The sequence below is a fragment of the Erwinia sp. Leaf53 genome (genome assembly GCF_001422605.1).
Taxonomy (GTDB): domain Bacteria; phylum Pseudomonadota; class Gammaproteobacteria; order Enterobacterales; family Enterobacteriaceae; genus Erwinia.
The window spans coordinates 42,970-69,845 of the sequence record NZ_LMLK01000012.1; the positions used below are offsets into that span (position 1 = coordinate 42,970).

The following is a 26,876-nucleotide window of genomic DNA, read 5'->3' on the forward strand; positions in this document are numbered from 1 at the left end:
AATTGCATCACTATGGCAGGAAATAAACCCACCAACAAATCCTGGGAAAACCGCGAGCCCCGCGACCGACAGATGGAAGGCCTCAAGCTGCCGCCGCACTCGCTGGAAGCCGAGCAATCGGTGTTGGGCGGTTTAATGCTGGATAACGAACGCTGGGATAACGTCTCGGAGCGCGTGGTGGCGAAAGATTTCTTCAGCCGTCCGCACCGCACGATCTTCGGCGAAATGCAGCGCCTGCTGGAACTGGGCAAACCGATCGACCTGATCACTCTCTCTGAGTCGCTGGAAACCAAAGGTGAGCTGAGCCTGGTGGGCGGCTTTGCCTATCTGGCCGAACTGTCGAAAAACACCCCGAGCGCCGCCAACATCGGTGCCTACGCCGATATCGTGCGCGAGCGCGCGGTGGTGCGTGAAATGATCGCCGTGGCTAACGAAATCGCCGATGCCGGTTACGATCCGCAGGGGCGCAGCAGCGAAGATCTGCTGGATCTGGCCGAGTCGCGGGTGTTCCAGATCGCCGAAAACCGCGCCAACAAGGATGAAGGGCCGAAAAGCGTCGATCAGATCCTCGAAGCTACCATCTCGCGCATCGAGTCGCTGTACCAGACGCCGCACGACGGCGTCACCGGGGTGGATACCGGCTACCAGGATCTGAATAAAAAGACCGCCGGCCTGCAGCGTTCGGATCTGATTATCGTCGCCGCCCGTCCGTCGATGGGGAAAACCACCTTCGCCATGAACCTGTGTGAAAACGCGGCGATGCTGCAGGAGAAACCGGTGCTGATCTTCAGCCTCGAGATGCCCGGCGAGCAGATCATGATGCGTATGCTGGCCTCGCTGTCGCGCGTCGATCAGACCAAAATCCGTACCGGCCAGCTTGATGACGAGGACTGGGCGCGTATCTCCAGCACCATGGGCATCCTGCTGGAGAAGAAGAACATGTTTATCGATGACTCTTCCGGCCTGACCCCGACCGAGGTGCGCTCCCGCGCCCGCCGCATCTTCCGCGAGCACGGCGGCCTGAGCCTGATTATGATCGACTACCTGCAGCTGATGCGCGTACCGGCGCTGTCGGATAACCGTACGCTGGAGATCGCCGAGATCTCCCGCTCGCTCAAAGCGCTGGCGAAAGAGCTGCAGGTGCCGGTAGTGGCGCTGTCGCAGCTGAACCGCTCACTGGAGCAGCGTGCCGACAAACGCCCGGTCAACTCCGACCTGCGTGAGTCCGGCTCTATCGAGCAGGATGCCGACTTAATCATGTTTATCTACCGTGATGAGGTCTATCACGAAAACAGCGACCAGAAAGGGGTGGCGGAAATTATCCTCGGCAAACAGCGTAACGGCCCGATCGGCACTGTGCGCCTGACCTTTAACGGCCAGTGGTCACGCTTTGATAACTATGCCGGCCCGCAGTACGACGACGAGTAACCCACCTTTGCCGCCCGTTTCAGCCGCTGAAACGGGCGGATCCACCGTGCATTTCAGCACGCTGCCTGAAATAACGTTGGACATCCGCAGGAAAAATGCGGTTATCTGTCAGCCGTTTGTTCCTCACACCGGCCGGAAATACGATGACCCAGATTGATGATTTCGACCTTAAAATTCTCACCCTGCTGGAAACCAACGGCCGCCTGACCAATCAGGAGCTGAGCGATCTGGTGGGGCTCTCTGCCTCGCAGTGCTCGCGCCGCCGCATCAGCCTTGAGCAGTCGGGGATGATCCTCGGCTATCACGCCCGCCTGTCGCCGGATGCGGTGGGGCTGGGGGTGATTGGCCTGATTGAAGTGCGCCTGATTAACCACACCGCCGACTACGTCGACAGCTTCCACCGCATGGTGGCGGGGCAATCCGCTATCGTGGACGCCTATAAAACTACCGGTGACGCTGACTACCTGCTGAAGGTGGCGGTAGGGGATCTGGCCGGGCTGAGCGCGCTGATCAGCCAGCTGGTGGCCGGGCAGCAGAGCATCGCCCATGTTAAAACCTCGGTGGTGCTGAACCGGCTGAAAGAGAACGGCGTGCTGACCCGCACCTGACCGGCTATGCACCATGATAGCGCAAATGGCGCACCATCATGGTGCACCTGCTCTGCGGATGGTGCGTTTTCTGTGCGTGATTTGCCGCTTTAATGCGTGATTCTGGCGCTTATGAATAAATACATGCACAGAATCACGATTTAAAGCGTTCTGCATTCAATCAGTTAATTCTTATATCTTTCAGAGAACCCTCTGCGGGCCCGCTTCTGGTGCGATTCTTGCAAAGTGTCTGGCGTAGAGTCAGCCAGCATCTGGCATTAATCACCGGAAATCACGATCGATGGATAACGTAGTAGAACAACCCGCAAAAGTCCCCCACAGCCTGGTCGAAGATGTTATGGCTATCGTGCTCGGCACGCTGATGGTCTCTTTCGGCGTCACGCTGATGAAGCAGGCCGGCGCGTTAACCGGCAGCACCGCCGGCATCGCCTTCCTGATCAGCTACCTGACCAAAAGCTCGTTTGGCCTGGCGTTCTTCGCCATCAACCTGCCGTTTTACTGGCTGGCGGTGAAGCGTATGGGCTGGGCGTTTACCATCAAGACCTTCTGCGCGGTGGCGCTGGTCTCGCTGTTTACCCAGCTGCACCCGCTGTTTATTCATTTTGCGGCGCTGGATCCGTTTTATGCGACACTGTTCGGTAACGTGGTGACCGGAATTGGGTTTATAGTGTTGTTCCGCCACAAGGCCAGCCTGGGCGGGATCAATATTCTGGCGCTGTGGCTGCAGGACCGTTACGGCATCCGCGCCGGTAAGCTGCAGATGGGCGTCGACACCTGCGTGGTGCTGGCGTCGCTGTTTGTGGTGTCGCGCGAGATGCTGGTGGCCTCAATTGCCGGTGCGGTGATCCTCAATCTGATTATCGCCATGAACCACCGTCCGGGTCGTTACTACGTGTAACCCCGCTGAAAAATAGCGGCGGTGCCCGACCGGCATCGCCAGAACCACCGAACATACAATGGAGATCTGCACCGTGTTTCAAAACGTTGATGCCTATGCCGGCGATCCAATTCTCTCCCTGATGGAGACCTTCAAACAGGACGACCGCGCGCATAAGGTAAACCTGAGCATTGGCCTGTATTACGACGCACAGGGTGCAATTCCGCAGATGGATGCGGTCGGTAAAGCGGAAGCGGAACTGAATGCCCGCCCGCAGAGCGCCTCGCTCTATCTGCCGATGGAAGGCCTTGCTGCTTACCGTGGTGCGGTGGCGCCGCTGCTGTTCGGTGCCGATCATCCGGTGCTGAAAGCGGGCCGCGTGGCGACCATCCAGACGCTGGGCGGCTCAGGCGCGCTGAAGGTCGGTGCGGACTTCCTCAAGTTCTACTTCCCGAATTCGCAGGTGTGGGTCAGTGACCCGACGTGGGATAACCACAAGGCGATTTTTGCCGGTGCCGGCTTCACCGTTAACACCTATCCGTGGTATGACCCGGAGACTAACGGCGTGAAGTTTGACGCGCTGCTGGAAAAACTCAACGGCCTGCCGGCGCAGAGCATCGTGCTGCTGCACCCGTGCTGCCACAACCCGACCGGTGCCGATCTGACTAACGATCAGTGGGATGCCGTCACTGAGGTGCTGAAGGCGCGCGAGCTGATCCCGTTCCTCGACATCGCCTACCAGGGCTTTGGCGCGGGCATGGAAGAGGACGCTTATGCGATCCGCGCTATCGCCGCGGCCGGCCTGCCGGCGCTGGTTAGCAACTCCTTCTCAAAAATCTTCTCGCTGTACGGCGAGCGCGTCGGCGGCCTGTCGATCGTCTGTGACGACGCCGATGAAGCCGCACGCGTGCTTGGCCAGCTGAAAGCCACCGTGCGCCGCAACTACTCCAGCCCGCCAAACTTTGGTGCGCAGGTGGTCTCATGCGTGCTGAACGACGCGGATCTGAAAGCCAACTGGCTGGCGGAAGTGGAAGGCATGCGCACCCGCATCCTTGAGATGCGCCAGACGCTGGTTAACGTGCTGGCGGAAGCGCTGCCGGGTAAAGACTTCAGCTATCTGCTGCAGCAACGCGGCATGTTCAGCTACACCGGCCTGAGCGCGGCACAGGTGGATCGCCTGCGTAACGAGTTCGGCGTCTACCTGATCGCCAGCGGCCGTATCTGCATGTCCGGCCTGAACCACAGTAACGTGCGTCAGGTGGCGGAAGCTATCGCGGCCGTTGTCTGATGTTGACTGGCCGGGGCAGCCCGGCCAGTTTTTCGCCATTTTTACCCCGCCGGTTGCTCGCCGCGATATTCCCGTCCGTTATTTCAGTACGATCGACGCGCCTGCCTGCCTTGCGGCTCTTCCCACTCTTCTGCCGTCAGATTTCCAATGCCATGAATCACCCGTTCCCGGTTTTCCCGCTTGCGGATAGCGATATAGACATCAATATTCAGCAACTGTGACTCGGTGGTGTTCAGCCTGCGGTAACACAGCCCCTGTTGATTAAACGTACACATCGATTGGGGTAGCAGGGCAAAACCTTTGCTTCTTGCCACCCCTGCCAGTAATACCAGCGAGTCATCCGGTTCCTTAATCCGTTTCAGTACAAACGGCAGCTGGCGCAGGTAACGCTCGCACTTATCGTAGAACGCCGGATTGGCATTGCGGGCAAACCAGAACAGCGGCAGGTCTGCCACATCCGCGAGTGAAACCTCCTCCTGCAGACTGGCCGGGTGGGCAGAGGGCATTGCCACCAGCAGTGGTTCCTGGTAAATCCAGTAAAAGCTGAACTCCTCTTCGCCGGGCAGGCTGCGCTCACCGGTTATCACCATATCCATCTGGCCCTTAGACAACGACTGCAGCAGCTGGGCAGACGTCTGGTTCTGTATTTCAATTTCCTCTTCGCTGATCAGCTGTTTTATTTTCTCACTGACCTGCGGAATATTATTGAAATTGAGGGTGCGGGTCAGACCAATACGCAGCTGATCCTTCTCGTGATGCGCATCGCCAATAAAACTACCCAGATCGTCCAGCAGCTTTGCCGCCCGGCCAGTCAGCTGCACGCCACTTTCCGTCAGCCGGACATCATGGGTATTACGGATAAAAAGATCGTAGCCCAGCGTCTCTTCCAGCGATTTTATTTGCCGGGTTAACGGCGGCTGCGTCATACGCAGGCGGTCTGCCGCTTTCCTGAAGTTCAGCTCCTGGGCAACCACCAGGAAGCACTGCAACTGTTTAATACTGGGCAATTTACGATTGAGGTTATCCACAACATCTCCGTGGCTGGGGGGGGGAATCTGTCAGCCTTTTCCTGATCAATCCTACTTTATCCTATCACCACCTGCTTTGTACATTCAGCCGCAAGGCTGGTAATACCCTGTTCGGTGATACCTTAAAGGTATTACAAAATTAACAATTCTCAAATAATACCGGGGTGATAAATTCATTCCCGAAGACCACTAATTAAGAGAACAACAATCATGTCAGCGAAATATATTCTGGTTTCACGTTTCCCATTAAAAAGCAACGCTAATGTTTCCGAGCTCAGGACGCTTAAATCTTCAGCTGAAAAAAAACTTTTCATCTGTGAAGAAGACAATATTCATGAGCTACTGGAGCTGCGCGCTTTTAACGATATTAAAGAGATTGCCTGGGTTGAGGGAGAACTCGAAGCCGAGTTTCATCACCTGGCGGCCCACCTGTCCGGTGATATTCGTCGCGAGCTGCTGAAATATGTAGAAGCACCGATTGAGACGGATCTGCCGCTGCCGCAGACGCAATATATCCAGCTGCGTCACGTTGAAGTTCCGGCAGAAAACTACGCACAGTACCGCCAGTGGCGCGACCAGACCATTTTTAATGTGGTGCGCGACCATCAGGATAAGATCACCAGCTTTGAGGCGTTCCACTCGCTGATTAGCGGGCAACCGGGCGTGATGTTTATCTCCGCCTTTAACGGTGATAAAGCGGCCTATAAAGAAGCATTCACCAACGCGCGCTACCAGCACATCATTCAGCAGGCCGGTGATAACTACATCACCGGCGGCAATGAAGGTCTGTATACCCGTATTTATCGTGCTTTATCCTGATGAGAGTAGAAGAATATGTCCAATAAAAAAGTTTTTATTGTCGGTGATAAATTTAGCGAATTCAGTAATGAGAAAGATGTACTGACTATTTCTCAGCTGGAATTACTGACTCAGATCCCGGCGAAAATTATCGATAATGAACATGAATTTATCGTAGGCCAGGGTGTCCGGGACGATTACGCCAGAAAAGTGCTGAATAATCATAAGCGTAATCAGATTCATAATAATAAGTTAGATCTTGCGTCATTAGACAAACTGGCCTCGACCAGTAAGAACGCACACACGCATAAAAAATTAAAACATAACGTGCTGATTGGCAGCGCGGAGAAGGTCGGCGATACCCTCTATACCCTGCCGCTGCTGATTGATGAGCGCTGTGAGCTGATGGCAGACCATCAGACCGGGCAGCACATCCAGGGCATGCTGCTGGTGGAAGCCTGCCGACAGACCTTTATTGCCGTGACCGAAGAATTTTTCTTTAACGGTGACAGCAACAAGTACTACGTGATTAACGGCATGGCGGTCGACTTCAGCAATTTCCTGTTCCCGCTGCCGGCGCAGATCCACTACGACATTGTCGACCAGGATGTTCGCCAACGCCGCGCGCGGTTTAAAGCACAAATCCGGGTCACGCAGCAGCAGACCCTGTGCGCCACCATGGAGGTGTCGTTTACCGTCTATCCGTCCGAGGTGATCAGCAACAAAGAGCATGAGCTGGCGATCCAGGCCGCATTCAGCGCACTTGCTGCCGTACACAGCCCGCTGCAGGAGGCCACCCGTGTCTGAACAGCGCCGCCACTATCAGCTGGCGGCCACCACGCAGGGGCCGCTGTACCCCCCTGCGGAGGTGATGGACAGCGAAGGTAACTTTGTGGTGGTCGGGATGATCGCCGGTGAGCAGGGAGTGTCCTGGGGGGCGGCGGTGGTCTCTGCACACAGCCCGCTGCCGGCATTCGGCCAGGTTGCACCCTATCAGATCGTGCGTCATCTGGACGGCATAGCACCCGCCGCGTTGCAGGACACGGTGCTGTATACGCTGCCGCTGCCGATCCCGCTGAACAACTATCCGATGCTGTTTGCACCGGAGCAGCGGCCGGATGCGCATGCCGATCGCCGCGACAGCCTGCCGTTGCACCAGGGGTGGATTGCGGATTACCGCGTCGGCGACGGGCTGCGCCACACCGCGCCGATCACCCTCGGCAACTGGTTACAGGCGCAGGGTGAGCTGCAGGTCAGCGTGGCGGCCGATCGGAAAAGCGCCCGCTTTGACTTCACCTTCAGCCATCTGGTGCCGGACAGCCTGTATACGGTGATGAGCCTGCGTGAGCGCGACCTGCACCCGGAGAACCCGACCCGGCCGGGGCCGCTGGGGATCCCTAACGTCTTTATCACCGATGCCAGCGGCAGCGCCCGCTTCTGGGCTGAATTACCCAACCCTTTCCCCGCCGCCAGTGAGGAGAGCAATCGCGTTATCAACGTGGTGGTGCTGTATATGAGCGCCCGCCAGAGCTATGGCGGCGCAATCGGACTTTATGGCCTGGGCGGCGATATTCACGCCCAGCTCAAACTGAAAACCCGCTCATTTGATGAGTTCACTACGCAGGATTAAGGAAAAACGATGCCCTTTGTACAAATCACAACCTGGAAAATGAGTGATGAGAGCCAGGTGAAAGCGATGGTGGAGGCGGTAACGCTGGCGGTGCACACCACCAGCGGTGCGCCGCTGGACAAAATCTCGGTGGTGATAAGCGAGGTGGAACCCTCGCGCTGGTGCGACGCCGGCGTGCTGGGCAGTGACCCGGAATTCCCGGTCAAAAGCCGCAGAAAGGGTTACGGGGAGTGAGCGTGAACACAGTCGCGGCGTTTTTTGATGTCGATGAAACCCTGATCAACCTGAAAAGCATGTTCCATTTCTACGACTACTGGTGCAACGAGAAGGGGCTGAATCCACAGCGCGAGGAATACACCCGCCGCTTTAAGCAGGATGTGCAAGAGGGCAAGCGGCGGGAACTGCTGAATCAGGAGTATTACCAGCAGTTTATCAACGTTTCGCTCGCTGAGCTGGTGACCTTCGGTCAGCGCTGGTTCCTGACCTGCCTGAACGAGAGCCATTTTATTGAAAGCGGGCTCAGCGCGCTGCGTCAGCACCAGCAGCGGGGCGATACGGTGGTGTTTGTATCGGGTTCCATGCAACCGATCCTGCAGCCGATCGCCGACTGCTTAGCGGTGGAACACCTGCTCTGCGCGCCGCTGATTATTAATGAACGGGGGTACCTGACCGGGGGAATTGGCACCCCCCAGACCATCGGCAACGGCAAAAAAGAGGCGCTGCTGGCGTTCTGTCAGCGGCAGGGTCTGCAGCCGGCGCACTGCTATGCCTACGGCGATGACATCTCGGATGTGCCGATGCTGGAAGCCACCGGTCACCCGGTTTGCGTGGGTGAAAATCCCGCGCTGCTGAATTATGCGCAGCTCAGGGGCTGGCGCACCATTTAAAGTCTGAAAACAAAGGTTGTTATTATGTCTGCTGTTATTAAAGAGTCGGCCATGACGCTACGTATCTGGGTGGCATTGTTTATTCTGGCGCTCTCCACCTTCACCATTGTCACCACCGAGCTGGCACCGGTGGGCCTGCTGACGCCTATCGCCTGCGGCCTGCAGGCATCGGAAGCGGAAATTGGCCTGACCGTGTCGCTCTATGCCTGGGTCGGTGCCCTGAGTGCGCTGTTTGCCTCGGTCTTTCTGGGCAATCTGCCGAAAAAAATGCTGCTGCTGGCGCTGACGCTGGTGCTGTTTATCTCCAACGTCTGGTCGGCTACGGTGGATACGTTCAGCGCGCTGCTGGCCGCACGGGTGGTGGGGGCGCTGGCGCACGGGGCGTTCTGGGCGATGATCGGCGCCACGGCCGTGGCAATGGTACCGGCCCGGTATCTGGGAACCGCGACCTCGATCGTCTTCGGCGGCGTTTCTGCCGCCAGCGTGTTTGGCGTGCCGCTGGCTAACTACATTGGCCTGAACCTTGGCTGGCGACAGGCGTTCTGGCTGATGTCTGCCCTGAGCGTGGTCGCGCTGGTGGGGATGATCTGGGCGCTGCCTAACGTCACCGCCCGCAGTGCGATTGGGGTGGCTGCGTTGAAAAGCGTGCTGCGATCGTCCACGCTGTGGAAAATCTATTCGGCCACGCTGCTGGCCATCACCGCGCACTTTGCGGCTTTCACCTTTATTGAACCCTGGCTGCAGACCCAGCCCGCCCTCTCAGCGGCGTTTATTCCGCTGGTGTTATTTGTTTATGGCGTGGCCGGGCTGGCAGGGAACTTCCTGACCGGTGCCATCATCGATCGCCATCTCAAAACCACCGTTGCGCTGTCGGTACTGCTGATCGGTGCGGTGCTGGTGCTGCTGGGCACCCAGGGCCAGGCGCTTTCCCGTCCGCTGCTGCTGGCGGCTATGGCTGTCTGGGGCGTCGCGGTATCAGGCATCTTTGTCGGTTTCCAGACCTGGGTACTGCGCACCGCGGGGGAGCAGGCGTTTCCGGCTTCGGCCATCTATGTCTCCTTCTTTAATGCTGCCATCGGTATCGGTGCTTCCGTCGGTGCCTGGATGGTTGCCGCATTGTCGCTGCCGACACTGTTTATCGTCGCCGGCCTCGCCATTGCGATCTCCTTCCTGCTGGTGGCGTTTATCCCGGGTAACCAACCGGCGGCCGCCCTGAAGGAGAGCGTTGCATGATAATTCCGCTATTGGTGTACGCAGGCCTGCCGGCCTGCGTTAACCCATTCACTGTTTTTCGCGCCGCCGCCTCTGCGGCTGTTTTCGTTTCTACCTCCCGGAGAGTTACACCATGAATGATATCGTTATTATTGCAGCCAAAAGGACGGCCACCGGTGCCTTCCTTGGCGGACTGTCCGGGCACTCGGCCGCCAGCCTGGGCAGTATTGTGATCAAAGCGCTGCTCAAAGAGAGCGGGGTGGCGGCAGAAGCGATCGACCAGGTGGTAATGGGGCAGGTGCTGACCGCCGGGTGCGGTCAGAATCCGGCCAGACAGGCAGCATTACGTGCCGGTCTGGCCGTTGCCGTTAATGCGCTGACCATCAACAAAGTCTGCGGCTCCGGGCTGAAAGCCGTTCATCTGGCCATGCAGGCTCTGGCGCTGGGGGAAGCGGAGTTTGTGATTGCCGGTGGGCAGGAGAGCATGTCCGGTGCGCCACACCTTCTGCAGAACTCCAGACAGGGCATCCGTCTTGGCGAGGGGATGCTGCAGGACAGCGTGATTGCTGACGGCCTGACCGATGCCTTCAACCACTATCATATGGGCGTGACGGCGGAAAATATCGCGCAGCGCTACAACATTACGCGCAGTATGCAGGACGAGTACGCGCTGCTCTCCCATCGCCGGGCGCTGAAAGCGCAGGGCGATGGCTTCTTCTCGGAAGAGATCGTGCCGGTCAGCGGGCTCACCACTAAAGGTGAAAGCAAAATCGTCAGCCAGGACGAATGCCCGCGCCATAGCAGTATTGAGAAACTCTCGGCGCTGAAACCCCTGTTTAAGCAGGAGGGGACCGTCACCGCCGGCAACGCCTCGTCACTGAATGACGGCGCAGCCGCCGTACTGATGTGCCGCCGCGAAACGGCCGAACAACGGGGGCTGGAGATCCTTGCCTCGGTGGGGGCTTTCACTAACAGCGGGATTGAACCTGCAATGATGGGGGCCGCGCCGCTCGAAGCCATTGAGATGAACCTGAAGCGTATGAACTGGTCGCCGGAGCAGGTTGATATTCTGGAGTCGAATGAAGCATTTGCTGCCCAGGCGCTGGCGGTGGTGCACGGCTGCGGTGTGCCGGCCGAACGCATCAACCCGCATGGCGGCGCCATTGCGCTGGGGCATGCCATTGGTGCCTCCGGCTGTCGTATTCTGGTGACGCTGATTCATACCATGATCCGCGAAAACCGTCAGCGTGGCATGGCCGCGCTGTGCATCGGCGGCGGTGAAGGGGTGGCGCTGAGCCTGGTGCGTCGTTAAAGAGGAAGACCGGTTAAACCCGCAGGCCGCAGCGCAGAACGTTGCGGCCTCTGTGACTCACAGAAAACAGGCGTTACGCATTAACCCCTTTCATCCCTTCCTCGCTGTAGCGGTTACCTTTGATCGACATGCGCTGGTGGATCTGATTCAGCGTCAGCACATCTTCTGCATCCAGCACCAGATCGGCGGCCGCGGCGTTTTCCGCCAGATAACGCGGATTTTTGGTGCCCGGAATCGGCACCGTTTTTTCATACTGTGCCAGCAGCCACGCCAGTGCGATCTGCCCGGAGGTGCAGCGGTATTTTGCGGTCAGCGGGGTAATCGCATCCAGTAACTGGCGGTTGTGCTCGATGCTTTCCTGCTGGAAACGGGCATTGTGCTTGCGGAAATCACCGTCACCAAAATCGGCGTGGTTAAGATATTTGCCGGTCAGAAAACCGCGCCCCAGAGGGGAATAAGGCACCAGCCCGATATCCAGCGCTTTCACCACTGGCAGAATGCTCTCTTCAATATCCCGCGTCCACAGCGAGTATTCGGTTTGCAGCGCGGTGACCGGAAACACGGCGTGGGCTTTCTGCAGGGTGGCGGCCGACACTTCACACAGGCCGATATGGCCAATTTTCCCCGCCTTCACCAGTTCGCCCAGCGTGTGCATGCTCTCTTCAATGCAGGCAGCGCTATCGACGCGGTGCAGATAAAACAGATCGATGCGCTCCATACCCAGCCGCTGCAGCGATTCGTTGCAGCACTGGACGATGTAGTCCGGGCGGTTATTGATTCTGCGGGCATAGGCCGCATTCGGGTCGCGATCGATGCCGCACTTGGTGGCGATTTTAAACTGCTGACGGACAGAATTATCCAGCTTCGCCAGAAAGTGGCCGATCAGTCGCTCATTATGACCACGCCCGTACAGATTGGCACTGTCGATAAAATTTACGCCCTGTTCCGCCAGCTGATTCAGCAGCGCCAGCGACTGCCGATCGTCAGTCTCGCCGTAAAACTCGCTCAGCCCCATTGCGCCAAAGCCGATCGCGCCAACGTGAAGATCCTGAGATAAGTGTCTGGTTTGCATAATCCCTCCTGATTGTGGAAGGTGATTGTTTCACAACGGGATCCCGCGCTGAATTTCAATTATGGCGATACTTTTTTAGTATCAATTCAGGGAAGGAAAGGGGGGGGGGCAGAGGGAGGGTGGGCTAACGCCCACCCTTGAGGCTTATCCGCGCAGTGAATCGATATCGATCACAAAGCGGTATTTCACATCGCTTTTCAGGATGCGCTCGTAGGCGTTGTTAATTTCTTTGATATCAATCAGCTCAATATCTGAGGTGATGTTGTGTTTGCCGCAGAAATCCAGCATCTCCTGGGTCTCTTTGATGCCGCCGATCAGTGAACCGGCCACGCTGCGGCGTTTCATAATCAGGTTAAACACCTGCGGTGACGGGTGGTCGTGCTCCGGCGCGCCGACCAGCGTCAGGGTGCCGTCGCGGCGCAGCAGCGAGATAAACGGGTTGAGATCGTGCTGGGCCGCCACCGTATTGAGAATAAAGTCGAAGCTGTTGGCATGCTGCGCCATCTGGTCGGCATCTTTCGAAATCACCACTTCATCGGCACCGAGACGTTTACCGTCCTCAATCTTTGACGGCGAAGTGGTAAACAGCACCACGTGCGCGCCCATCGCATGGGCAATCTTCACGCCCATATGGCCGAGTCCGCCGAGGCCGACGATGCCCACTTTTTTGCCGGGACCCACGTTCCAGTGGTTAAGCGGTGAGAAGGTGGTGATGCCGGCGCACAGCAGCGGTGCAGCGGCCGCCGGGTCGAGGTTCTCCGGCACGCGCAGCACGAAATCTTCGTGAACGACAACGGAAGTGGCATAGCCGCCGTAGGTGATGTCGCCGCTGTGGCGATCCTGGCCGTTATAGGTGCCGACAAAGCCCTCTTCGCAGTACTGCTCAAGATCTTCCTGACAGCTGTCGCAGGTGCGACAGGAGTCGACCATACAGCCAACGCCCACCAGGTCGCCGACCTGATATTTATGGCCGTGCGCGCCCACCGCGCTGACGCGGCCGACGATCTCATGGCCCGGCACCACCGGGAACACGGTGTTGCGCCACTCGTTGCGCGCCTGATGCAGGTCCGAGTGGCAGACGCCGCAATACAGCACGTCAATCTGCACATCATGTTCGCGCAGTTCACGCGGCTGATACTGGAAAGGCGCCAGTGGAGAGGTCGCGTCCTGGGCGGCATAAGCGTGCGTAATATTCATCGGTGTCTCCGGTTAATCACAGATGGCGCTGAGGCCAGGGAAGGAAGGCGGGCAGGCAAGCGTTACCCGTTCCGTTAAAGCTGAGGAGTAAGCATAGCCAGCGGAGAGTGACCGGGATATGTCAGTATGTCGCTAAATCTTGCCTGATCCTGCTGAACCCGGCAATTTTCGTCTGCGGCCAGTGGGCGAATACGCAGGAGGAACAAGCCAGCGGATAGCGGCGCAAGCGGGCCATTGGTAAAGCCGGTTAGCGTGGTAAAGAAGGGGCCGGCGTGTCGCTGAACCCTGACGAACCCGCGGAAAAATGGGCAGAATCGACGGCCGAGAACGCATAAGAAGTGAGCGGGGCAGAATAATCTGCCCCGCCGTGGCCAGCCGGTCAGCAAACCGGTCCGGCCAGAGAGTTACTTCGCCAGCAGCGGCTTGAGGAAGCGCGCGGTGTGCGAACGCTCGCACTCTGCCACGGTTTCCGGCGTGCCGGACACGAGGATCTCTCCGCCGCCGCTGCCGCCTTCCGGCCCCAGGTCCACGATCCAGTCGGCGGTTTTGATCACGTCAAGGTTGTGCTCAATCACCACGATGGTGTTGCCCTGGTCGCGCAGCTGGTGCAGCACTTCCAGCAGCTGCTGGATATCGGCGAAGTGCAGGCCGGTGGTCGGTTCATCGAGGATATAGAGCGTCTGGCCGGTACCGCGCTTCGACAGCTCGCGCGCCAGCTTAACGCGCTGCGCCTCACCGCCGGACAGGGTGGTGGCCGACTGGCCAAGGCGGATGTAGGAGAGGCCAACGTCGATCAGCGTCTGCAGCTTACGCGCCAGCGCCGGTACGGCATCGAAGAACTCGCGCGCTTCTTCGATGGTCATCTCCAGCACTTCGTGGATGCTCTTGCCCTTGTACTTCACTTCCAGCGTCTCGCGGTTATAGCGCTTGCCTTTACACTGGTCGCACGGCACGTAGATATCCGGCAGGAAGTGCATCTCTACCTTAATCACCCCGTCGCCCTGACAGGCCTCACAGCGGCCGCCGCGCACGTTAAAGCTGAAACGTCCCGGCGTATAGCCACGGGTGCGCGACTCCGGCACCCCGGCAAACAGCTCCCGCACCGGGGTAAAGATGCCGGTATAGGTGGCCGGGTTAGAGCGCGGCGTGCGGCCAATCGGGCTCTGATCGATGTCGATCACCTTATCGAAATGCTCCATGCCGCTGACCTCGCGGTAGGGGGCCGGTTCGGCGATGGTCGCACCGTTCAGCTGCCGCTGGGCGATCGGGAACAGCGTATCGTTAATCAGCGTCGATTTGCCCGAACCGGAAACCCCGGTAACGCAGGTAAACAGCCCGACCGGCAGCGTTAAGGTGACGTCTTTCAGGTTGTTACCGCGCGCGCCGGTGATCTGCAGCACCTTCGACGGATCGCCTTTAACCCGTTCTTCCGGGATGCGGATGCCGCGCTTGCCACTCAGGTACTGGCCGGTCAGCGAGGCGTCCACCGCCATTATGTCGTCCACCGTGCCTTCGGCGACGATCTGCCCGCCGTGCACGCCGGCACCGGGGCCGATATCGATCACGTGGTCGGCGGCGCGGATCGCATCCTCATCGTGTTCAACCACGATCACCGTGTTGCCGAGGTTACGCAGGTGGACCAGCGTCTCCAGCAGCCGTTCGTTGTCGCGCTGGTGCAGGCCGATCGACGGCTCATCCAGCACGTACATCACGCCGACCAGCCCGGCCCCGATCTGGCTGGCCAGGCGAATACGCTGCGCTTCGCCGCCGGAGAGGGTCTCCGCGGAGCGCGACATCGACAGGTAGTTCAGCCCGACGTTGACCAGGAACTTCAGGCGATCGCCAATCTCTTTCAGCACTTTCTCCGCGATTTGGGCGCGCTGACCGCTGAGCTTCAGGTTCTGGAAGAACTCCATCGCATGGCCGATGCTCATATCCGAGATGGTCGGCAGCGTGGTGTTTTCCACAAATACGTGGCGCGCTTCGCGACGCAGACGGGTACCGTCACAGCTGGCGCAGGCGCGGTTGCTGATAAACTTCGCCAGATCCTCACGCACGGCGCTGGACTCCGTCTCTTTATAACGGCGCTCCATGTTGTGCAGCACGCCCTCAAACGGATGGCGACGCACCGAGGTATCACCGCGATCGTTGACGTACTTAAACTCGATATTCTCTTTGCCGGAGCCATTGAGGATCACCTTGCGGCTGTAGGCATCCAGCGTGTTGAACGGCGCTTCGATATCAAAATCCAGGTGCTCGGCCAGCGAACGCAGCATCTGGAAGTAGTAGAAGTTGCGGCGGTCCCAGCCGCGGATCGCACCGCCGGCCAGCGACAGCTCGGGGTTCTGCACCACGCGGTCCGGGTCAAAGTACTGCTGCACGCCCAGCCCGTCGCAGGTCGGGCAGGCACCGGCCGGGTTGTTGAAGGAGAACAGGCGCGGCTCCAGCTCGCTCATGCTGTAGCCGCACACCGGACAGGCGAAGTTGGCGGAGAACAGCAGCTCCTCGGCCTTAGGATCGTCCATATCCGCCACCACGGCGGTACCGCCGGAGAGCTCCAGCGCGGTTTCAAACGACTCGGCCAGCCGCTGCGCCAGATCCTCACGCACCTTAAAGCGATCGATGACCACCTCTATGGTGTGTTTCTTCTGCAGCTCCAGCTTCGGTGGATCCGAGAGATCGCATACCTCGCCATCAATACGCGCGCGGATATAGCCCTGGCTGGCGAGGTTTTCCAGCGTTTTGGTGTGCTCACCCTTACGCTCTTTAATAATCGGCGCCAGCAGCATCAGGCGGCGGCCTTCCGGCTGCGCCAGCACGTTATCCACCATCTGGCTGACGGTTTGCGCCGCCAGCGTCACGTCGTGATCCGGGCAGCGCGGCTCGCCCACGCGGGCAAACAGCAGGCGCAGGTAATCGTGGATCTCGGTGATGGTGCCGACGGTGGATCGCGGGTTATGCGAGGTCGATTTCTGCTCGATGGAGATCGCCGGAGACAACCCCTCAATATGGTCGACGTCCGGTTTTTCCATCAGCGACAGGAACTGACGGGCGTAGGCGGAGAGCGACTCGACGTAGCGGCGCTGCCCTTCGGCATACAGCGTGTCAAACGCCAGCGACGATTTGCCGGAACCCGACAGGCCGGTGACCACGATCAGCTTGTCACGCGGAATGGTCAGGTTAATGTTTTTCAAATTGTGGGTGCGGGCACCCCGTACTTCGATCTTATCCATTCACACTTCCCGGATTAGCACAAACCTCACCATGCCTGCCCGGCATGGCCAGAAACGAAACGAGTAATTATGGCACAAAAAAACCTGAATGGATATACAGTGCTTTGTCGGCCTGTGCGCAGGAAAGCAGCGTTTCGCGTGAACCTGCTTCCACGGCGGCATGTAACGCTGCACGTCATGCCGTTACCCGCGGATCGCGATCCGAAAGTAGGATCTGCGGGGGTGTCATGCTAGAATTTTGCGCCTAGACTTAAAGCAGATCATTAACCGGAGAGAGCAACATGGCCAGCAGAGGCGTAAACAAAGTAATTTTAGTCGGGAATCTGGGTCAGGATCCGGAAGTCCGCTACATGCCGAACGGCGGTGCCGTTGCCAACATCACTCTGGCCACCTCTGAAAGCTGGCGTGACAAGCAAACCGGCGAAACCAAAGAGAAGACCGAGTGGCACCGCGTGGTGCTGTTCGGCAAACTGGCCGAAGTGGCCGGTGAGTACCTGCGTAAAGGCTCTCAGGTCTATATCGAAGGCGCCCTGCAGACCCGCAAATGGACCGACCAGGCCGGCGTGGAAAAATACACCACCGAAGTGGTGGTGAACGTCGGCGGCACCATGCAGATGCTGGGTGGCCGTGGCCAGGGCGGCGGCGCACCGGCAGGCGGCGGCCAGGGCGGCAGCAACAACAATAACAACGGCTGGGGCCAGCCACAGCAGCCACAGGGCGGCAACCAGTTCAGCGGCGGCGCGCAGCAGTCTCGCCCGCAGCAGCAGCCACAGCAGAACAGCGCACCGGCGAACAATGAACCGCCGATGGACTTTGATGACGATATTCCGTTCTGAGGCTGAATGTCGTTCAGACTGACTGTTGTGCCGCTTCAGGTACAAAAATCGAAAGGGGCCTGATGGCCCCTTTTTAGTGGATGACGACTGGCCGTGGCGGGCTCCCCGGCCTCTCACATGCCACCGACTGCGGTAGCACTTACATCCAGTCGGCGACGATCTTCTGGTATTCGCCGGTGGCGCGGGCCAGATGCAACCACTGGTCGACGTAAAGCTTCCAGCTGATATCGTCGGTCGGCAGCATGTAAGACTTCTCGCCATACTGCATCGGTTTATCCGGATTCACCGCGCAAAGTGCAGGGTGCGACTTCTTCTGATACAGCGCTTCAGACGCCTCGGTGATCATCACATCGGCCTTTTTATCGACCAGCTGCTGGAAGATACCGGCGTTATCGTGCGACAGGATCAGCGTACTTTTCGGTAAAAAGGCGTGTGCGAACGCCTCGTTGGTGCCGCCCGCAGGCTCGATCAGACGCACTGAAGGCTGGTTGATCTGCGCAATCGTCTGATATTTTTTCACATCCTCGCAGCGTACCAGCGGGATCTTACCGTCCACGTCGATCTTTTCCGCGAAGAAAGCCTGCTGCTGACGCGCCAGCGTGACCGAAATCCCGCCCATCGCGATATCGCACTTGCCCGCCACCAGATCCGGTGTCAGGGTTTTCCACGTCGACTTCACGAAGTTAACCTTTACACCGAGGCTTTTCGCCAGCGATTCTGCCATCGACGTATCAATTCCTTCATAACTACCGTCGGGTTTGAGAAAGGTGTAAGGCTTGTAATCACCGGTGGTGCAGACGTTTAACGTGCCCTGTTTAACCACGGTTTGCAGATGTGATTCTGCGCTGGCGCTCCCGGCGGCTGCCAGTAACAGCAAAGGTAATAGTTTTTTCATTTTGTTCCTGTCTCAGAGGTGGCTGGTTTCAACAATTTTGCCTGTTGGTTCGGTGTTTTTCTTTTTTCTTAACTGATAGCTCACGGTCAGCACCAGCAGCCAGACGGGGATCAGCCAGACTGAAATCTCAATGCCCGGGGTCATCAGCATAATCACCAGAATAGCGGCCAGGAACAGCAGGCACAGGATATTGGTCAGTGGATAACCCAGGCTGGCGAAATGAGTTTTTTGTCTGGCGGCGTGCATGGCGCGGCGGAATTTCAGGTGGGTGATGCTAATCATCGCCCAGTTGATCACCAGCGCAGAGACCACCAGCGACATCAGCAGTCCAAAGGCCTTGCCCGGCATCAGATAGTTGAGCAGCACGCAGAGCGCGGTAACCAGCGCCGAGACGCTGAGTGCGTTAAAAGGAATGCCGCGACGGTTAATTTTTAACAGGGAGGCCGGGGCGTTACCCTGTTTCGCCAGGCCAAACAGCATACGGCTGTTGCTGAACACGCAGCTGTTATACACGGACAGGGCAGCCGAAAGTACCACTGCGTTAAGCAGCGTGGCCACCAGATTGCTGTCGAGGGCGTGGAAAATCAGTACGAACGGGCTGCCGCCTTCGATCACTTTCTGCCACGGATAGAGCGACAGCAGCACCGCCAGCGCGCCGACATAGAACAGCAGGATGCGATAGATCACCTGATTGGTGGCTTTCGGAATGCTGTGCTGTGGATTGTCGGCCTCGGCGGCGGTAATGCCGATCAGCTCAAGCCCACCGAATGAGAACATGATCACCGCCATCGCCATCACCAGCCCTTTGATGCCGTTAGGGAAAAATCCGCCATACTGCCACAGGTTGGCGACGCTCGCCTCCGGGCCGCCGTGACCGCTGGCCAGCAGCCAGGCACCGAAGCCGATCATACCGACAATCGCCGCGACTTTAATGATTGAGAACCAGAACTCGACCTCACCGTAGATTTTCACGCTGGTCATATTGATAACGTTGATGGCGATAAAGAACACCCCGGCAGAGACCCAGGTCGGGATTTCCGGCCACCAGTACTGCACGTAAATCCCGACCGCGGTGAGCTCGGCCATGCTGACCAGCACATACAGCACCCAGTAGTTCCAGCCCGACACGAAACCGGCAAAGCGGCCCCAGTACTGGCTGGCGAAATGACTGAAGGATCCGGCGACCGGCTCGTGCACCACCATCTCGCCGAGCTGGCGCATAATAAAGAAGGCGATCGTGCCGGCAATGGCGTAACCGAGCAGCACCGACGGGCCGGCCATTTTTATGGTTTGTGCAATACCGAGAAACAGCCCGGTGCCGATGGCGCCTCCCAGCGCTATCAGCTGAATATGGCGATTTTTCAAACCTCTTTGCAGCTGACCTGCTGACTGGCTGGTGCCCATACGTCTTTCCCCAAAGGTATCGATAATTGTCTGCAGGAGAATTTGCAATTCCCAGGCCGGCGCAGAATTATTCAGTAATCGTTTTGACTCAAGGCGATGAAAAACAGAGAGAATTATTTTTTTCTGTCAATTCACAGGATATGCATTACACAGGGATTTGGTTCTGATGCTGTGCTTTTTTCCGTATTTATATGCACGAATCGAGCGGTTGATGCCTCTTTAATGACTGATGTGAACCATAAAGGTGCAATAGGGTGTGCAAGCGCGGCTGCTGCAATAACAAGCACCTTTAGGTAATTTATGGAAAATAATTCTGATAAGTTGAGTTCTTCTTATCTTCAGGAGCAGGGATGATGAAACAGAGTCAGAGTACGCCCACGCCGCACGATGCGACCTTCCGACAGTATTTGTCCGATCCCGATGTTGCCCGGGACTTTATTGCGCTGCATCTACCTGCCCGGCTGCAGGAAATGTGCGATCTCAGCACTCTCCGGCTGGAACAGGGTTCCTTCGTCGATGAGGATTTGCGATCCTGTTTCAGCGATGTGCTCTACAGCCTTAAAACCATCGCCGGAGATAGCTACATTCAGGTGCTGATCGAACACCAGAGCACACCGGATAAACATATGGCTTTCCGGTTAATGCGTTACGCGGTTGCCGCGATGCAGCGCCATCTTGATGCCGGTAATAAGTACTTACCGCTGGTGATCCCCATCCTGTTTTATGCCGGTAAGCGTAAGGGCTACCCTCACTCGACTAAGTGGCTGGATGAGTTTCGCCACCCCGATGTGGCAGAACAGCTCTACAACTGCGCTTTTCCGCTGGTGGATGTGACGGTGATTCCGGACGATGAAATCATGCACCATCGCCGCATGGCTGCGCTGACGCTGATACTGAAACATGCGCAGCAGCGTGACCTCCTGACGCTTATTGACCGGCTGACCACCGTCATCCAGTCCAGCCTGCTCAGCAGGGAGCAGTTCAGGCTGTTAATCAGCTATATGATTAAAATGGGTAAGTCGACTGATGCACAGGCCGTATTAGCTGAACTGAAGCGGCGGATGCCGCAACGAGGTGATGAAATGATGACGCTTGCTGAGCAATTTGAACTTACTGGCTATCAGAAAGGCATAGCGAATGGGGTAGAGGAAGGGATTGAGAAAGGGATAGAGAAAGGGATAGAGAAAGGGATAGAGAAAGGGATAGAGAAAGGAATTAAAGAAGGCCAGCACCTGGCTCAGTTAGGCATTGCCCGAACAATGTTACAGATGGGACTGGATGAGGGAACTATCCTGCAAGCCACCGGACTGGCGCAAGACGCGCTGGACGGACTCGTTGAGCAGCACGCGGGTTAAGCCGCCGACTGCTCGCCTCGTCGACGCTGTACTCCTGATCCGGTCGCCGGGTACGGATAACTGACGCCTTAAGACAATTTTGTGGCAGACTGCTGCACCGTCCGGCGGAGTGTGCCGGGCGGTGATAAGGGCGTGCGCCCTTCATGAATGCCAGCTGCGCCGCGCTGCCTCTGAGGTTTGCCCGGTCCGGTCGGCATTTACGGCATAACCGATCCGCAGCCGCCAGGCTTTGACGGCGTCTGCGGCATGGCAGTGAGATGTCTCCGTGACTACAACAACCCATCAGTTAACCCGCCACGACTACAAGATGATCGGCCTGTCGCTGTTAGGCGGGGCGCTTGAAGTGTTCGACTTCATTATTTTTGTTTTCCTGTCTGCGGTGATCGCCGACGTCTTCTTCCCCGCCGATACGCCGGAGTGGGTGCGCCTGCTGCAGAGCATGACTATCTTCTCGGTGGGCTATCTGGCCCGCCCGCTCGGCGGCCTGCTGATTGCCCACTATGCCGATCGCTACGGCCGCAAGCGGATGTTCAACTTCACCATGCTGTTTATGGCGCTGCCCTGCCTGGCGATGGGGCTGCTACCGGGCTATGCGCAGATCGGCTACTGGGCGCCGCTGCTGCTGCTGCTGGCACGCATTATTCAGGGCGCCGCGCTGGGTGGCGAAGTGCCGAATGCCTGGGTGTTTGTTGCCGAGCACACGCCTGCCAGGCACCGTGGTCTGGCGCTGGGTATGCTGCAGGCCGGGCTGACCTTCGGCTATATGCTGGCGGCGCTGACCGTTACCCTGATCACCACGCTGTTCAGCGCCGACGAGATGCGCGACTGGGCGTGGCGCATTCCGTTTATCGTCGGTGGCCTGCTGGGCTTTATCTCGCTGTGGCTGCGGCGCTGGCTGCAGGAAACCCCGGTGTTTATCGCCATGCAGCAGGAGAAGGCGCAGGCTCCGCGCCTGCCGCTGGGGGAGATACTGCGCCAGCACCGCAGAGCGGCGCTGCCGGCGTTCTTTCTGACCGCGGTGCTGACCTCGGCGGTGATCGTCACCGTGGTGGTGCTGCCGCTGATCCTGCAGAAGAGCTGGCATTTTGATGCCGCGACCACCTTCCGCATCAGCTGCGTGGGCATTCTGGCGCTCAACGTGGGCTGTATTGTTGCCGGCTGGATCGCCGACCGGCTGGGCGCGTGGCGCACCTTCGCCATTTATTCGGTGCTGCTGGCGGCAGGCGTCAGCGTGATGGCCGCCAGCCTCAGCGGCGACATCACCCGCGTGCTGCTGAGCTACATCCTGCTCGGCCTGTGCTGTGGGGTGATCGCCGCCGTACCGGCGGTGATGGTGCAGCTGTTCCCGCCGCAGGTGAAGGTGACCGGCATTTCGCTGATCTATAATCTGTCCTACTCGCTCTGTTCCAGCACATTGCCGTTGCTGCTGCTGGCGCTCTATCAGTACGCGCACTGGACGCTGGCCGCCATGGCCTGGGGCGTGGCGGCCATCGGCCTGCTGACCTTTACGGCCTGGCGCAACATCCCACTTTTCCGTTAAACCCCAGCGGCATCCGCACCCCAGCCGGTGCGGATGGAACACGCGACAACCACATCCCCCACCCACCCGTCCGGCCACGACAGCCCATCCTGTCTTGCCTGCCCGACCGCGGTCCCTGTCGGCTGCACGCCCGGCACACGGATGAACAAGGATCCCACACCTGAATGCCATCTCACCCTCTTGCTATAACAAAATTTCAATATTCTGCACCCGGATGCAAAAATAATTGCAATCGGGTGCAAAGATCGAACATAATCGCAACATTAACAGGGGATAACGCTGTGGTCACGGATTGGCCGCGCGAAGCACGGCTAAAGGTTTCTTTTCCCCTGCGTTTAGCGTTCAATGCTGGGTTACGTAACTCGGACACTGGGACGCAGGTGTTATGACAAAAGAGACAAAGACGCGCCACAAGGCCACCGCCAGCGATGTGGCGGCGATGGCGGGTGTGTCTAAATGGACGGTATCACGCGCCTTCACGCCGGGGGCGTCGGTCTCCGGGCGGGCGCGCGAGAAGGTGCTGGCCGCCGCGAAAGAGCTGGGCTACCGGCCCAACCTGCTGGCGCGCAGCCTGTCGAAAAAGCGCACCCACATCATCGGTGTGGTGATCGACCAGATGCAGAACCCGCACTCGATGATGATGATGGATGTGGTTACCCGACAGCTGCAGGCGCGCGGTTATATGGCACTGCTCCTCAACATCACCACCGGGGAAAACTACCGCTCGGTGATGGCGATGGCAGACCAGCTGCAGGTGGACGGCATCCTGTTTTTAGGCACGGTGCTGACCGACCAGCTGATTGCGATAGCGCATGAGCTGCACCATATCCCGCTGGTGCAGGTGTGCCGCAACAGCGATGTGGAAGACATCGAAGTGGTGAATATTGACGGTCATCAGGCCGGTGCTGAAGTGGCGTCTCTGCTGCTGGCGCAGGGATATCAGCGCTTTGGCTATATGAAGGGGCCTGACACGCTGAGCAGCCAGCTGTACCGCTATGACGGCTACCAGCAGCAGCTGCAGCAGGCCGGGAAAATGGTCGATCGCCTGCTGATCGCCGGGGAATACAGCCGTACCCTGGCAATGCAGGCCCTGCTGGACTATCTGCAGGCGGTGCCGGCCGGGCAGCGCGTTGAGGCACTGTTCTGTGAAAACGATATCCTGGCGCTGGGCGTGCTGGATGCATTACGCCTCACCGGCAACGAGGGTACGATTGCGGTAGTGGGCTTTGATGATATCGAAGAGGCCGGCAGCGAAAGCTATCAGCTGACCAGCTACAGCCAGGGGATTGAGTCGCTGACCGGTGAGTCGCTGAACCGGCTGATTGAGGAGCGTGCCAGCCCACCGGAAGCGTGGCGCAAAGGTGAACTGAAGATCCGCCGTTCCCATCTGCCGGTAACGGTTGAGTAATATCGCGGTAATAACCAAAGGGGTGTGAGAAAGTTCCGCCGTACGCATCCCGCTGATAATAAAAGATGCAGGGTAGTATTTCTCCCTGCGCATAATTCGCCAGCCGCTAACGGGATAACCGGTACGGTGGGCGTTTATTGATACTCTCTGCACCCAAACAGAATGTGCGCACTCGTGCACGCTAATAATACGAACGTGAATACGTCAGCGTAGGGCTGGTCGTAATTAAAATTCACCTCAGGAATACGCCCGAACAGCCAGTCACTGGTCCGGGTGGGGATCGTTACGTCTTTTTTTAGTGTCGGGCAATCGCGGCCATGCTGGCCGCCGTCGTAAAGGAAAAACTATGAACCGCAGAGAGGCGATATTTTCGCTGAGTTCTATCGCGGCGGCATTCGCCGTCGCGCCGAAGCTGGCCGCGCAGGAGCTGCGCAACGTACCGCTGGCCACGCAGATGAATACTGACCATCTGCCGCAACCGGCCTGGCAGCAGGGTTATCAGGTGCTGACCGATGAAACGGCCCGTAAAAACCTGTCGGCGATCTTTGACCGGCTGATCCCCGCTGACCGCCACGGCCCGTCGGCCACCGAAGCGGGCTGCATTGAGTTCGTCGACAGCCAGCTGGCCGGTGACTACGGCTCCGGGGCCGCGCTCTATCTGGACGGTCCGCTGAAACCGGAAAATGAGCAGCGGCTGATGGGCAGTCCGCAGTTTCTTACCCCGCCGCGTGAACGCTACCTGACCGGGCTGTCGGCGCTGGAAAGCTGGGCGCAGAAAAATCATCAGGGCTCGCTGCATACGCTGAACGCTGAACAGATCGACTGCTTCCTCACCGCCATGGAAAAAGGCGCTGTCGATCTCGGCCGTGATATTAACAGCCAGGCGCTGTTTGAGTTAATGCTGCGCAACGCCCGTGAAGGCTATCTGGCCGATCCGATCTACGGTGGGAATAAAAATATGGCCGGCTGGAAAATGATTGGCTTCCCCGGTGCGCGTTACGACTATCGCCCGTATGTCGATCGCCACAACGAAGATTTAAAGCTGATTCCGGTCAGCCTCATCCCGAACGATTAATAAAAACAGCAGGAACAGAGCAAATGTCGCAAATAAGAGCAAAGGCTGACGTAGTGATTGTCGGCATGGGATGGGCTGGCTCGGTGATGGCCGAAGAGTTAACGCGTGCCGGGCTGAACGTGGTGGGGATTGAGCGCGGCGCATGGCGTGATACCTCCACCGACTTCCCACCGGCGGTAGATCCGGACGAGCTGCGCTGGCACACCCGCCGAAAAATCATGCAGCCGATGAGCGTGGAAACCACCACCTTCCGTAACCGCCCGGATCAGGAGGCAGCGCCGGTGCGTAACTGGTCGGCCTTCCAGTTTGGCTGGAACGTGGGCGGAGCCGGCACTCACTGGGCGGGCATGTCGTGGCGCTTCTCGCCGTGGGATTTTGAGGTCGCCAGCCAGACCCGTGAGCGCTACGGCGCGGCGAAAATGGCCGGCCTGCAGCTGCAGGACTGGGGCGTGACCTATGATGAAATGGCCCCTTACTATGACCGTTTCGAACGCATAGCCGGTACCTCGGGCAAGGCCGGTAATCTTAACGGTGAAAAAATTCACGGCGGCAACGTATTTGAAGGCTCACGCACGCGCGAGTATCCGACGCCACCGCTGAAAGACACCCACTGGATGCGCAAGTACCGCACCACCACCGAACGGATGGGCTATCACCCGTTTACCGTCCCGGCGGGTAACATTTCGCAGGCGTACGTGAACCCGCTTGGCGTCACCATGGGGCCGTGCACCTACTGCGGCTTCTGCGACTTTCACGGCTGCGGCAACTTCTCCAAATCCTCACCGCAGGCCTGTATCCTGCCCGCGCTGATGCGCCGCCCGAACTTTACCCTGCTGGCCGACACCGAAGTGCTGCACGCGGTAAAGCATGAGGACGGCAAAACGCTCACCGGCGTGAAATTTATTACCAAAGAGGGTACTGAAGGCTTCCAGCCGGCCGATGTGGTCTGCTTCACCGCCTACCAGATGGATAACGTGCGCCTGATGCTGCTCTCCGGCGTCGGCGAGCAGTACGATCCGCACACCGGTCGTGGCACCATCGGCCGTAACTACAACTATCAGACCTGCTCATCGGTCACCGGCTTCTTCGATAACGAGCATATGAACCCGTTTATCGGCGGCGGCGCGCTGGCGGTGCAGATTGACGACTTCAACGGCGATAACTTCGACCACAGCCATCTCGATTTTATCGGCGGTGCCGGGATTATGGGCTTCTCCACCAACGGGCGGCCGATCCAGAATATGGACGGCCTGCGCCCGGGCACCAAACGCTGGGGCAGCGAGTGGAAGGCGGGCTACGCGCGTGACTACCAGACCGCAGGGACTATCTTCTGCCAGGGCACCTCAATGCCGGTGCGCGAGGCGTATCTCGACCTCGACCCGCTCTACAAAGATCGCCACGGCCAGCCGCTGCTGCGCATGACCTTCGACTGGAACAAGAACGATATCCGCATGGCAAAGTACATTACCGATCGCGCCATCAATATCATGAAAGAGATCGGCGGCCAGCATCTGGTGGTGGATAACCAGTCAGAGAAGAGCTGGAACCCCTATATGCAGCACAGCTCACACACCATCGGCGGGGCGGTGATGGGCAGCGATCCGACCACCTCGGCGCTCAACCCGTACCTGCAGAGCTGGGACGCGCACAACCTGTTCGTGGTTGGCGCCTCGGCCTTCCCGAACAACGGCGGCTATAACCCGACCGTCACCGTCGGTGCACTGGCGATCCGCGCCGCGCGCGCCATCCATGAAACTTACGTTAAAAACCCTGCGCCGCTGGTGGGGGCATAA

Annotated in this window: 23 protein-coding genes; 17 read left to right on the forward strand and 6 right to left on the reverse strand. The window is 58.4% G+C overall.

All coding sequences use genetic code 11. From position 1 onward, the window contains the following. Window positions 1-12: 12 nt before the first annotated feature. The 4 genes from dnaB to ASF13_RS09020 all read left to right on the forward strand — a co-directional run bounded on the left by dnaB (window position 13) and on the right by ASF13_RS09020 (window position 4,201). Window positions 13-1,428: a replicative DNA helicase gene (dnaB, locus tag ASF13_RS09005; protein ID WP_056235065.1), complete on the forward strand. Its 1,416-nt coding sequence runs from the start codon at window positions 13-15 to the stop codon at window positions 1,426-1,428. Window positions 1,429-1,571: 143 nt separating this feature from the next. Then, window positions 1,572-2,036, forward strand: a complete 465-nt coding sequence (locus ASF13_RS09010) for an Lrp/AsnC family transcriptional regulator (RefSeq protein ID WP_056235068.1) — start codon at window positions 1,572-1,574, stop codon at window positions 2,034-2,036. A gap of 280 nt (window positions 2,037-2,316) precedes the next feature. Continuing rightward, window positions 2,317-2,934 (forward strand): YitT family protein, encoded by a 618-nt coding sequence (locus tag ASF13_RS09015; protein WP_056235070.1) that lies wholly within the window; start codon window positions 2,317-2,319, stop codon window positions 2,932-2,934. 73 nt (window positions 2,935-3,007) lie between these two features. Further along, window positions 3,008-4,201: an amino acid aminotransferase gene (locus ASF13_RS09020; RefSeq protein ID WP_199177689.1), complete on the forward strand. Its 1,194-nt coding sequence runs from the start codon at window positions 3,008-3,010 to the stop codon at window positions 4,199-4,201. An 83-nt stretch (window positions 4,202-4,284) separates the two neighbouring features. Here ASF13_RS09020 and ASF13_RS09025 read toward each other — a convergent pair whose 3' ends face one another. Next, complete coding sequence (locus ASF13_RS09025; RefSeq protein WP_056235075.1) at window positions 4,285-5,229, reverse strand: LysR family transcriptional regulator; 945 nt, start codon at window positions 5,227-5,229, stop codon at window positions 4,285-4,287. A gap of 210 nt (window positions 5,230-5,439) precedes the next feature. Here ASF13_RS09025 and ASF13_RS09030 point away from each other — a divergent pair, with 210 nt between their 5' ends. The 7 genes from ASF13_RS09030 (at window position 5,440) to ASF13_RS09060 (ending at window position 11,068) form a co-directional block, all read left to right on the forward strand. Next, entirely contained in the window at window positions 5,440-6,048 is a 609-nt protein-coding gene (locus tag ASF13_RS09030) for a hypothetical protein (RefSeq protein WP_056235078.1), read from the forward strand. Between the two features lie 15 nt (window positions 6,049-6,063). Further along, window positions 6,064-6,834, forward strand: coding sequence for an AfsA-related hotdog domain-containing protein (locus tag ASF13_RS09035; protein ID WP_056235081.1), 771 nt, complete (start codon window positions 6,064-6,066; stop codon window positions 6,832-6,834). Continuing rightward, window positions 6,827-7,657: a hypothetical protein gene (locus tag ASF13_RS09040; protein WP_056235085.1), complete on the forward strand. Its 831-nt coding sequence runs from the start codon at window positions 6,827-6,829 to the stop codon at window positions 7,655-7,657. The genes ASF13_RS09035 and ASF13_RS09040 overlap by 8 nt, the downstream gene beginning before the upstream one ends. A gap of 9 nt (window positions 7,658-7,666) precedes the next feature. Further along, the gene (locus ASF13_RS09045) at window positions 7,667-7,891 is read left to right on the forward strand and encodes a tautomerase family protein (protein WP_056235087.1); all 225 of its coding nucleotides are present in this window, start codon (window positions 7,667-7,669) and stop codon (window positions 7,889-7,891) included. Window positions 7,892-7,893: 2 nt separating this feature from the next. Continuing rightward, on the forward strand, window positions 7,894-8,544 hold the full coding sequence (locus tag ASF13_RS09050; RefSeq protein ID WP_056236350.1) for an HAD family phosphatase: 651 nt from the start codon (window positions 7,894-7,896) through the stop codon (window positions 8,542-8,544). A gap of 24 nt (window positions 8,545-8,568) precedes the next feature. Then, complete coding sequence (locus tag ASF13_RS09055; RefSeq protein WP_056235090.1) at window positions 8,569-9,777, forward strand: MFS transporter; 1,209 nt, start codon at window positions 8,569-8,571, stop codon at window positions 9,775-9,777. Window positions 9,778-9,889: 112 nt separating this feature from the next. Next, window positions 9,890-11,068 (forward strand): acetyl-CoA C-acetyltransferase, encoded by a 1,179-nt coding sequence (locus ASF13_RS09060; protein ID WP_056235094.1) that lies wholly within the window; start codon window positions 9,890-9,892, stop codon window positions 11,066-11,068. Between the two features lie 73 nt (window positions 11,069-11,141). On the opposite strand, the gene ASF13_RS09065 is transcribed toward ASF13_RS09060, so the two are convergent. The 3 genes from ASF13_RS09065 to uvrA form a co-directional block, all read right to left on the reverse strand. Next, the gene (locus ASF13_RS09065; protein WP_056235098.1) at window positions 11,142-12,140 is read right to left on the reverse strand and encodes an aldo/keto reductase; all 999 of its coding nucleotides are present in this window, start codon (window positions 12,138-12,140) and stop codon (window positions 11,142-11,144) included. A gap of 144 nt (window positions 12,141-12,284) precedes the next feature. Further along, a complete protein-coding gene (locus tag ASF13_RS09070; RefSeq protein WP_056235101.1) occupies window positions 12,285-13,337 on the reverse strand; it encodes an NAD(P)-dependent alcohol dehydrogenase in 1,053 nt (350 codons plus the stop codon). 404 nt (window positions 13,338-13,741) lie between these two features. Beyond that, a complete protein-coding gene (gene uvrA / locus ASF13_RS09075) occupies window positions 13,742-16,570 on the reverse strand; it encodes an excinuclease ABC subunit UvrA (protein ID WP_056235104.1) in 2,829 nt (942 codons plus the stop codon). Window positions 16,571-16,851: 281 nt separating this feature from the next. Here uvrA and ssb1 point away from each other — a divergent pair, with 281 nt between their 5' ends. Next, on the forward strand, window positions 16,852-17,406 hold the full coding sequence (gene ssb1 / locus ASF13_RS09080) for a single-stranded DNA-binding protein SSB1 (protein WP_056235107.1): 555 nt from the start codon (window positions 16,852-16,854) through the stop codon (window positions 17,404-17,406). Between the two features lie 139 nt (window positions 17,407-17,545). Here the strand turns inward: ssb1 and ASF13_RS09085 are convergent, their stop codons facing one another. Next, entirely contained in the window at window positions 17,546-18,301 is a 756-nt protein-coding gene (locus tag ASF13_RS09085; protein ID WP_056235110.1) for a transporter substrate-binding domain-containing protein, read from the reverse strand. A 12-nt stretch (window positions 18,302-18,313) separates the two neighbouring features. Next, window positions 18,314-19,705: an amino acid permease gene (locus ASF13_RS09090; protein ID WP_056235113.1), complete on the reverse strand. Its 1,392-nt coding sequence runs from the start codon at window positions 19,703-19,705 to the stop codon at window positions 18,314-18,316. Between the two features lie 353 nt (window positions 19,706-20,058). Between ASF13_RS09090 and ASF13_RS09095 the strand changes: the two genes are divergently transcribed. The 5 genes from ASF13_RS09095 (at window position 20,059) to ASF13_RS09115 (ending at window position 26,876) form a co-directional block, all read left to right on the forward strand. Continuing rightward, on the forward strand, window positions 20,059-21,060 hold the full coding sequence (locus tag ASF13_RS09095) for an Rpn family recombination-promoting nuclease/putative transposase (RefSeq protein WP_056236353.1): 1,002 nt from the start codon (window positions 20,059-20,061) through the stop codon (window positions 21,058-21,060). Between the two features lie 265 nt (window positions 21,061-21,325). Next, window positions 21,326-22,600, forward strand: coding sequence for an MFS transporter (locus ASF13_RS09100; RefSeq protein ID WP_235514975.1), 1,275 nt, complete (start codon window positions 21,326-21,328; stop codon window positions 22,598-22,600). Window positions 22,601-22,985: 385 nt separating this feature from the next. Beyond that, the gene (locus ASF13_RS09105) at window positions 22,986-24,008 is read left to right on the forward strand and encodes a LacI family DNA-binding transcriptional regulator (RefSeq protein ID WP_082502324.1); all 1,023 of its coding nucleotides are present in this window, start codon (window positions 22,986-22,988) and stop codon (window positions 24,006-24,008) included. Window positions 24,009-24,354: 346 nt separating this feature from the next. Further along, window positions 24,355-25,083 carry a gluconate 2-dehydrogenase subunit 3 family protein gene (locus tag ASF13_RS09110; protein WP_056235118.1) on the forward strand — a complete coding sequence of 243 codons (729 nt, stop codon included), beginning with the start codon at window positions 24,355-24,357 and terminating at the stop codon, window positions 25,081-25,083. Between the two features lie 23 nt (window positions 25,084-25,106). Further along, the gene (locus tag ASF13_RS09115) at window positions 25,107-26,876 is read left to right on the forward strand and encodes a GMC family oxidoreductase (RefSeq protein ID WP_056235121.1); all 1,770 of its coding nucleotides are present in this window, start codon (window positions 25,107-25,109) and stop codon (window positions 26,874-26,876) included.

Bases quoted from the DNA above. Each gene is read 5' to 3' on its own strand.
- dnaB (WP_056235065.1), top strand. From the start codon at position 13: ATGGCAGGAAATAAACCCACCAACAAATCCTGGGAAAACCGCGAGCCC.
- ASF13_RS09010 (WP_056235068.1), top strand. From the start codon at position 1,572: ATGACCCAGATTGATGATTTCGACCTTAAAATTCTCACCCTGCTGGAA.
- ASF13_RS09015 (WP_056235070.1), top strand. From the start codon at position 2,317: ATGGATAACGTAGTAGAACAACCCGCAAAAGTCCCCCACAGCCTGGTC.
- ASF13_RS09030 (WP_056235078.1), top strand. From the start codon at position 5,440: ATGTCAGCGAAATATATTCTGGTTTCACGTTTCCCATTAAAAAGCAAC.
- ASF13_RS09035 (WP_056235081.1), top strand. From the start codon at position 6,064: ATGTCCAATAAAAAAGTTTTTATTGTCGGTGATAAATTTAGCGAATTC.
- ASF13_RS09045 (WP_056235087.1), top strand. From the start codon at position 7,667: ATGCCCTTTGTACAAATCACAACCTGGAAAATGAGTGATGAGAGCCAG.
- ASF13_RS09055 (WP_056235090.1), top strand. From the start codon at position 8,569: ATGTCTGCTGTTATTAAAGAGTCGGCCATGACGCTACGTATCTGGGTG.
- ASF13_RS09060 (WP_056235094.1), top strand. From the start codon at position 9,890: ATGAATGATATCGTTATTATTGCAGCCAAAAGGACGGCCACCGGTGCC.
- ASF13_RS09065 (WP_056235098.1), bottom strand. From the start codon at position 12,140: ATGCAAACCAGACACTTATCTCAGGATCTTCACGTTGGCGCGATCGGC.
- ASF13_RS09070 (WP_056235101.1), bottom strand. From the start codon at position 13,337: ATGAATATTACGCACGCTTATGCCGCCCAGGACGCGACCTCTCCACTG.
- uvrA (WP_056235104.1), bottom strand. From the start codon at position 16,570: ATGGATAAGATCGAAGTACGGGGTGCCCGCACCCACAATTTGAAAAAC.
- ssb1 (WP_056235107.1), top strand. From the start codon at position 16,852: ATGGCCAGCAGAGGCGTAAACAAAGTAATTTTAGTCGGGAATCTGGGT.
- ASF13_RS09085 (WP_056235110.1), bottom strand. From the start codon at position 18,301: ATGAAAAAACTATTACCTTTGCTGTTACTGGCAGCCGCCGGGAGCGCC.
- ASF13_RS09090 (WP_056235113.1), bottom strand. From the start codon at position 19,705: ATGGGCACCAGCCAGTCAGCAGGTCAGCTGCAAAGAGGTTTGAAAAAT.
- ASF13_RS09095 (WP_056236353.1), top strand. From the start codon at position 20,059: ATGAAACAGAGTCAGAGTACGCCCACGCCGCACGATGCGACCTTCCGA.
- ASF13_RS09105 (WP_082502324.1), top strand. From the start codon at position 22,986: ATGACAAAAGAGACAAAGACGCGCCACAAGGCCACCGCCAGCGATGTG.
- ASF13_RS09110 (WP_056235118.1), top strand. From the start codon at position 24,355: ATGAACCGCAGAGAGGCGATATTTTCGCTGAGTTCTATCGCGGCGGCA.
- ASF13_RS09115 (WP_056235121.1), top strand. From the start codon at position 25,107: ATGTCGCAAATAAGAGCAAAGGCTGACGTAGTGATTGTCGGCATGGGA.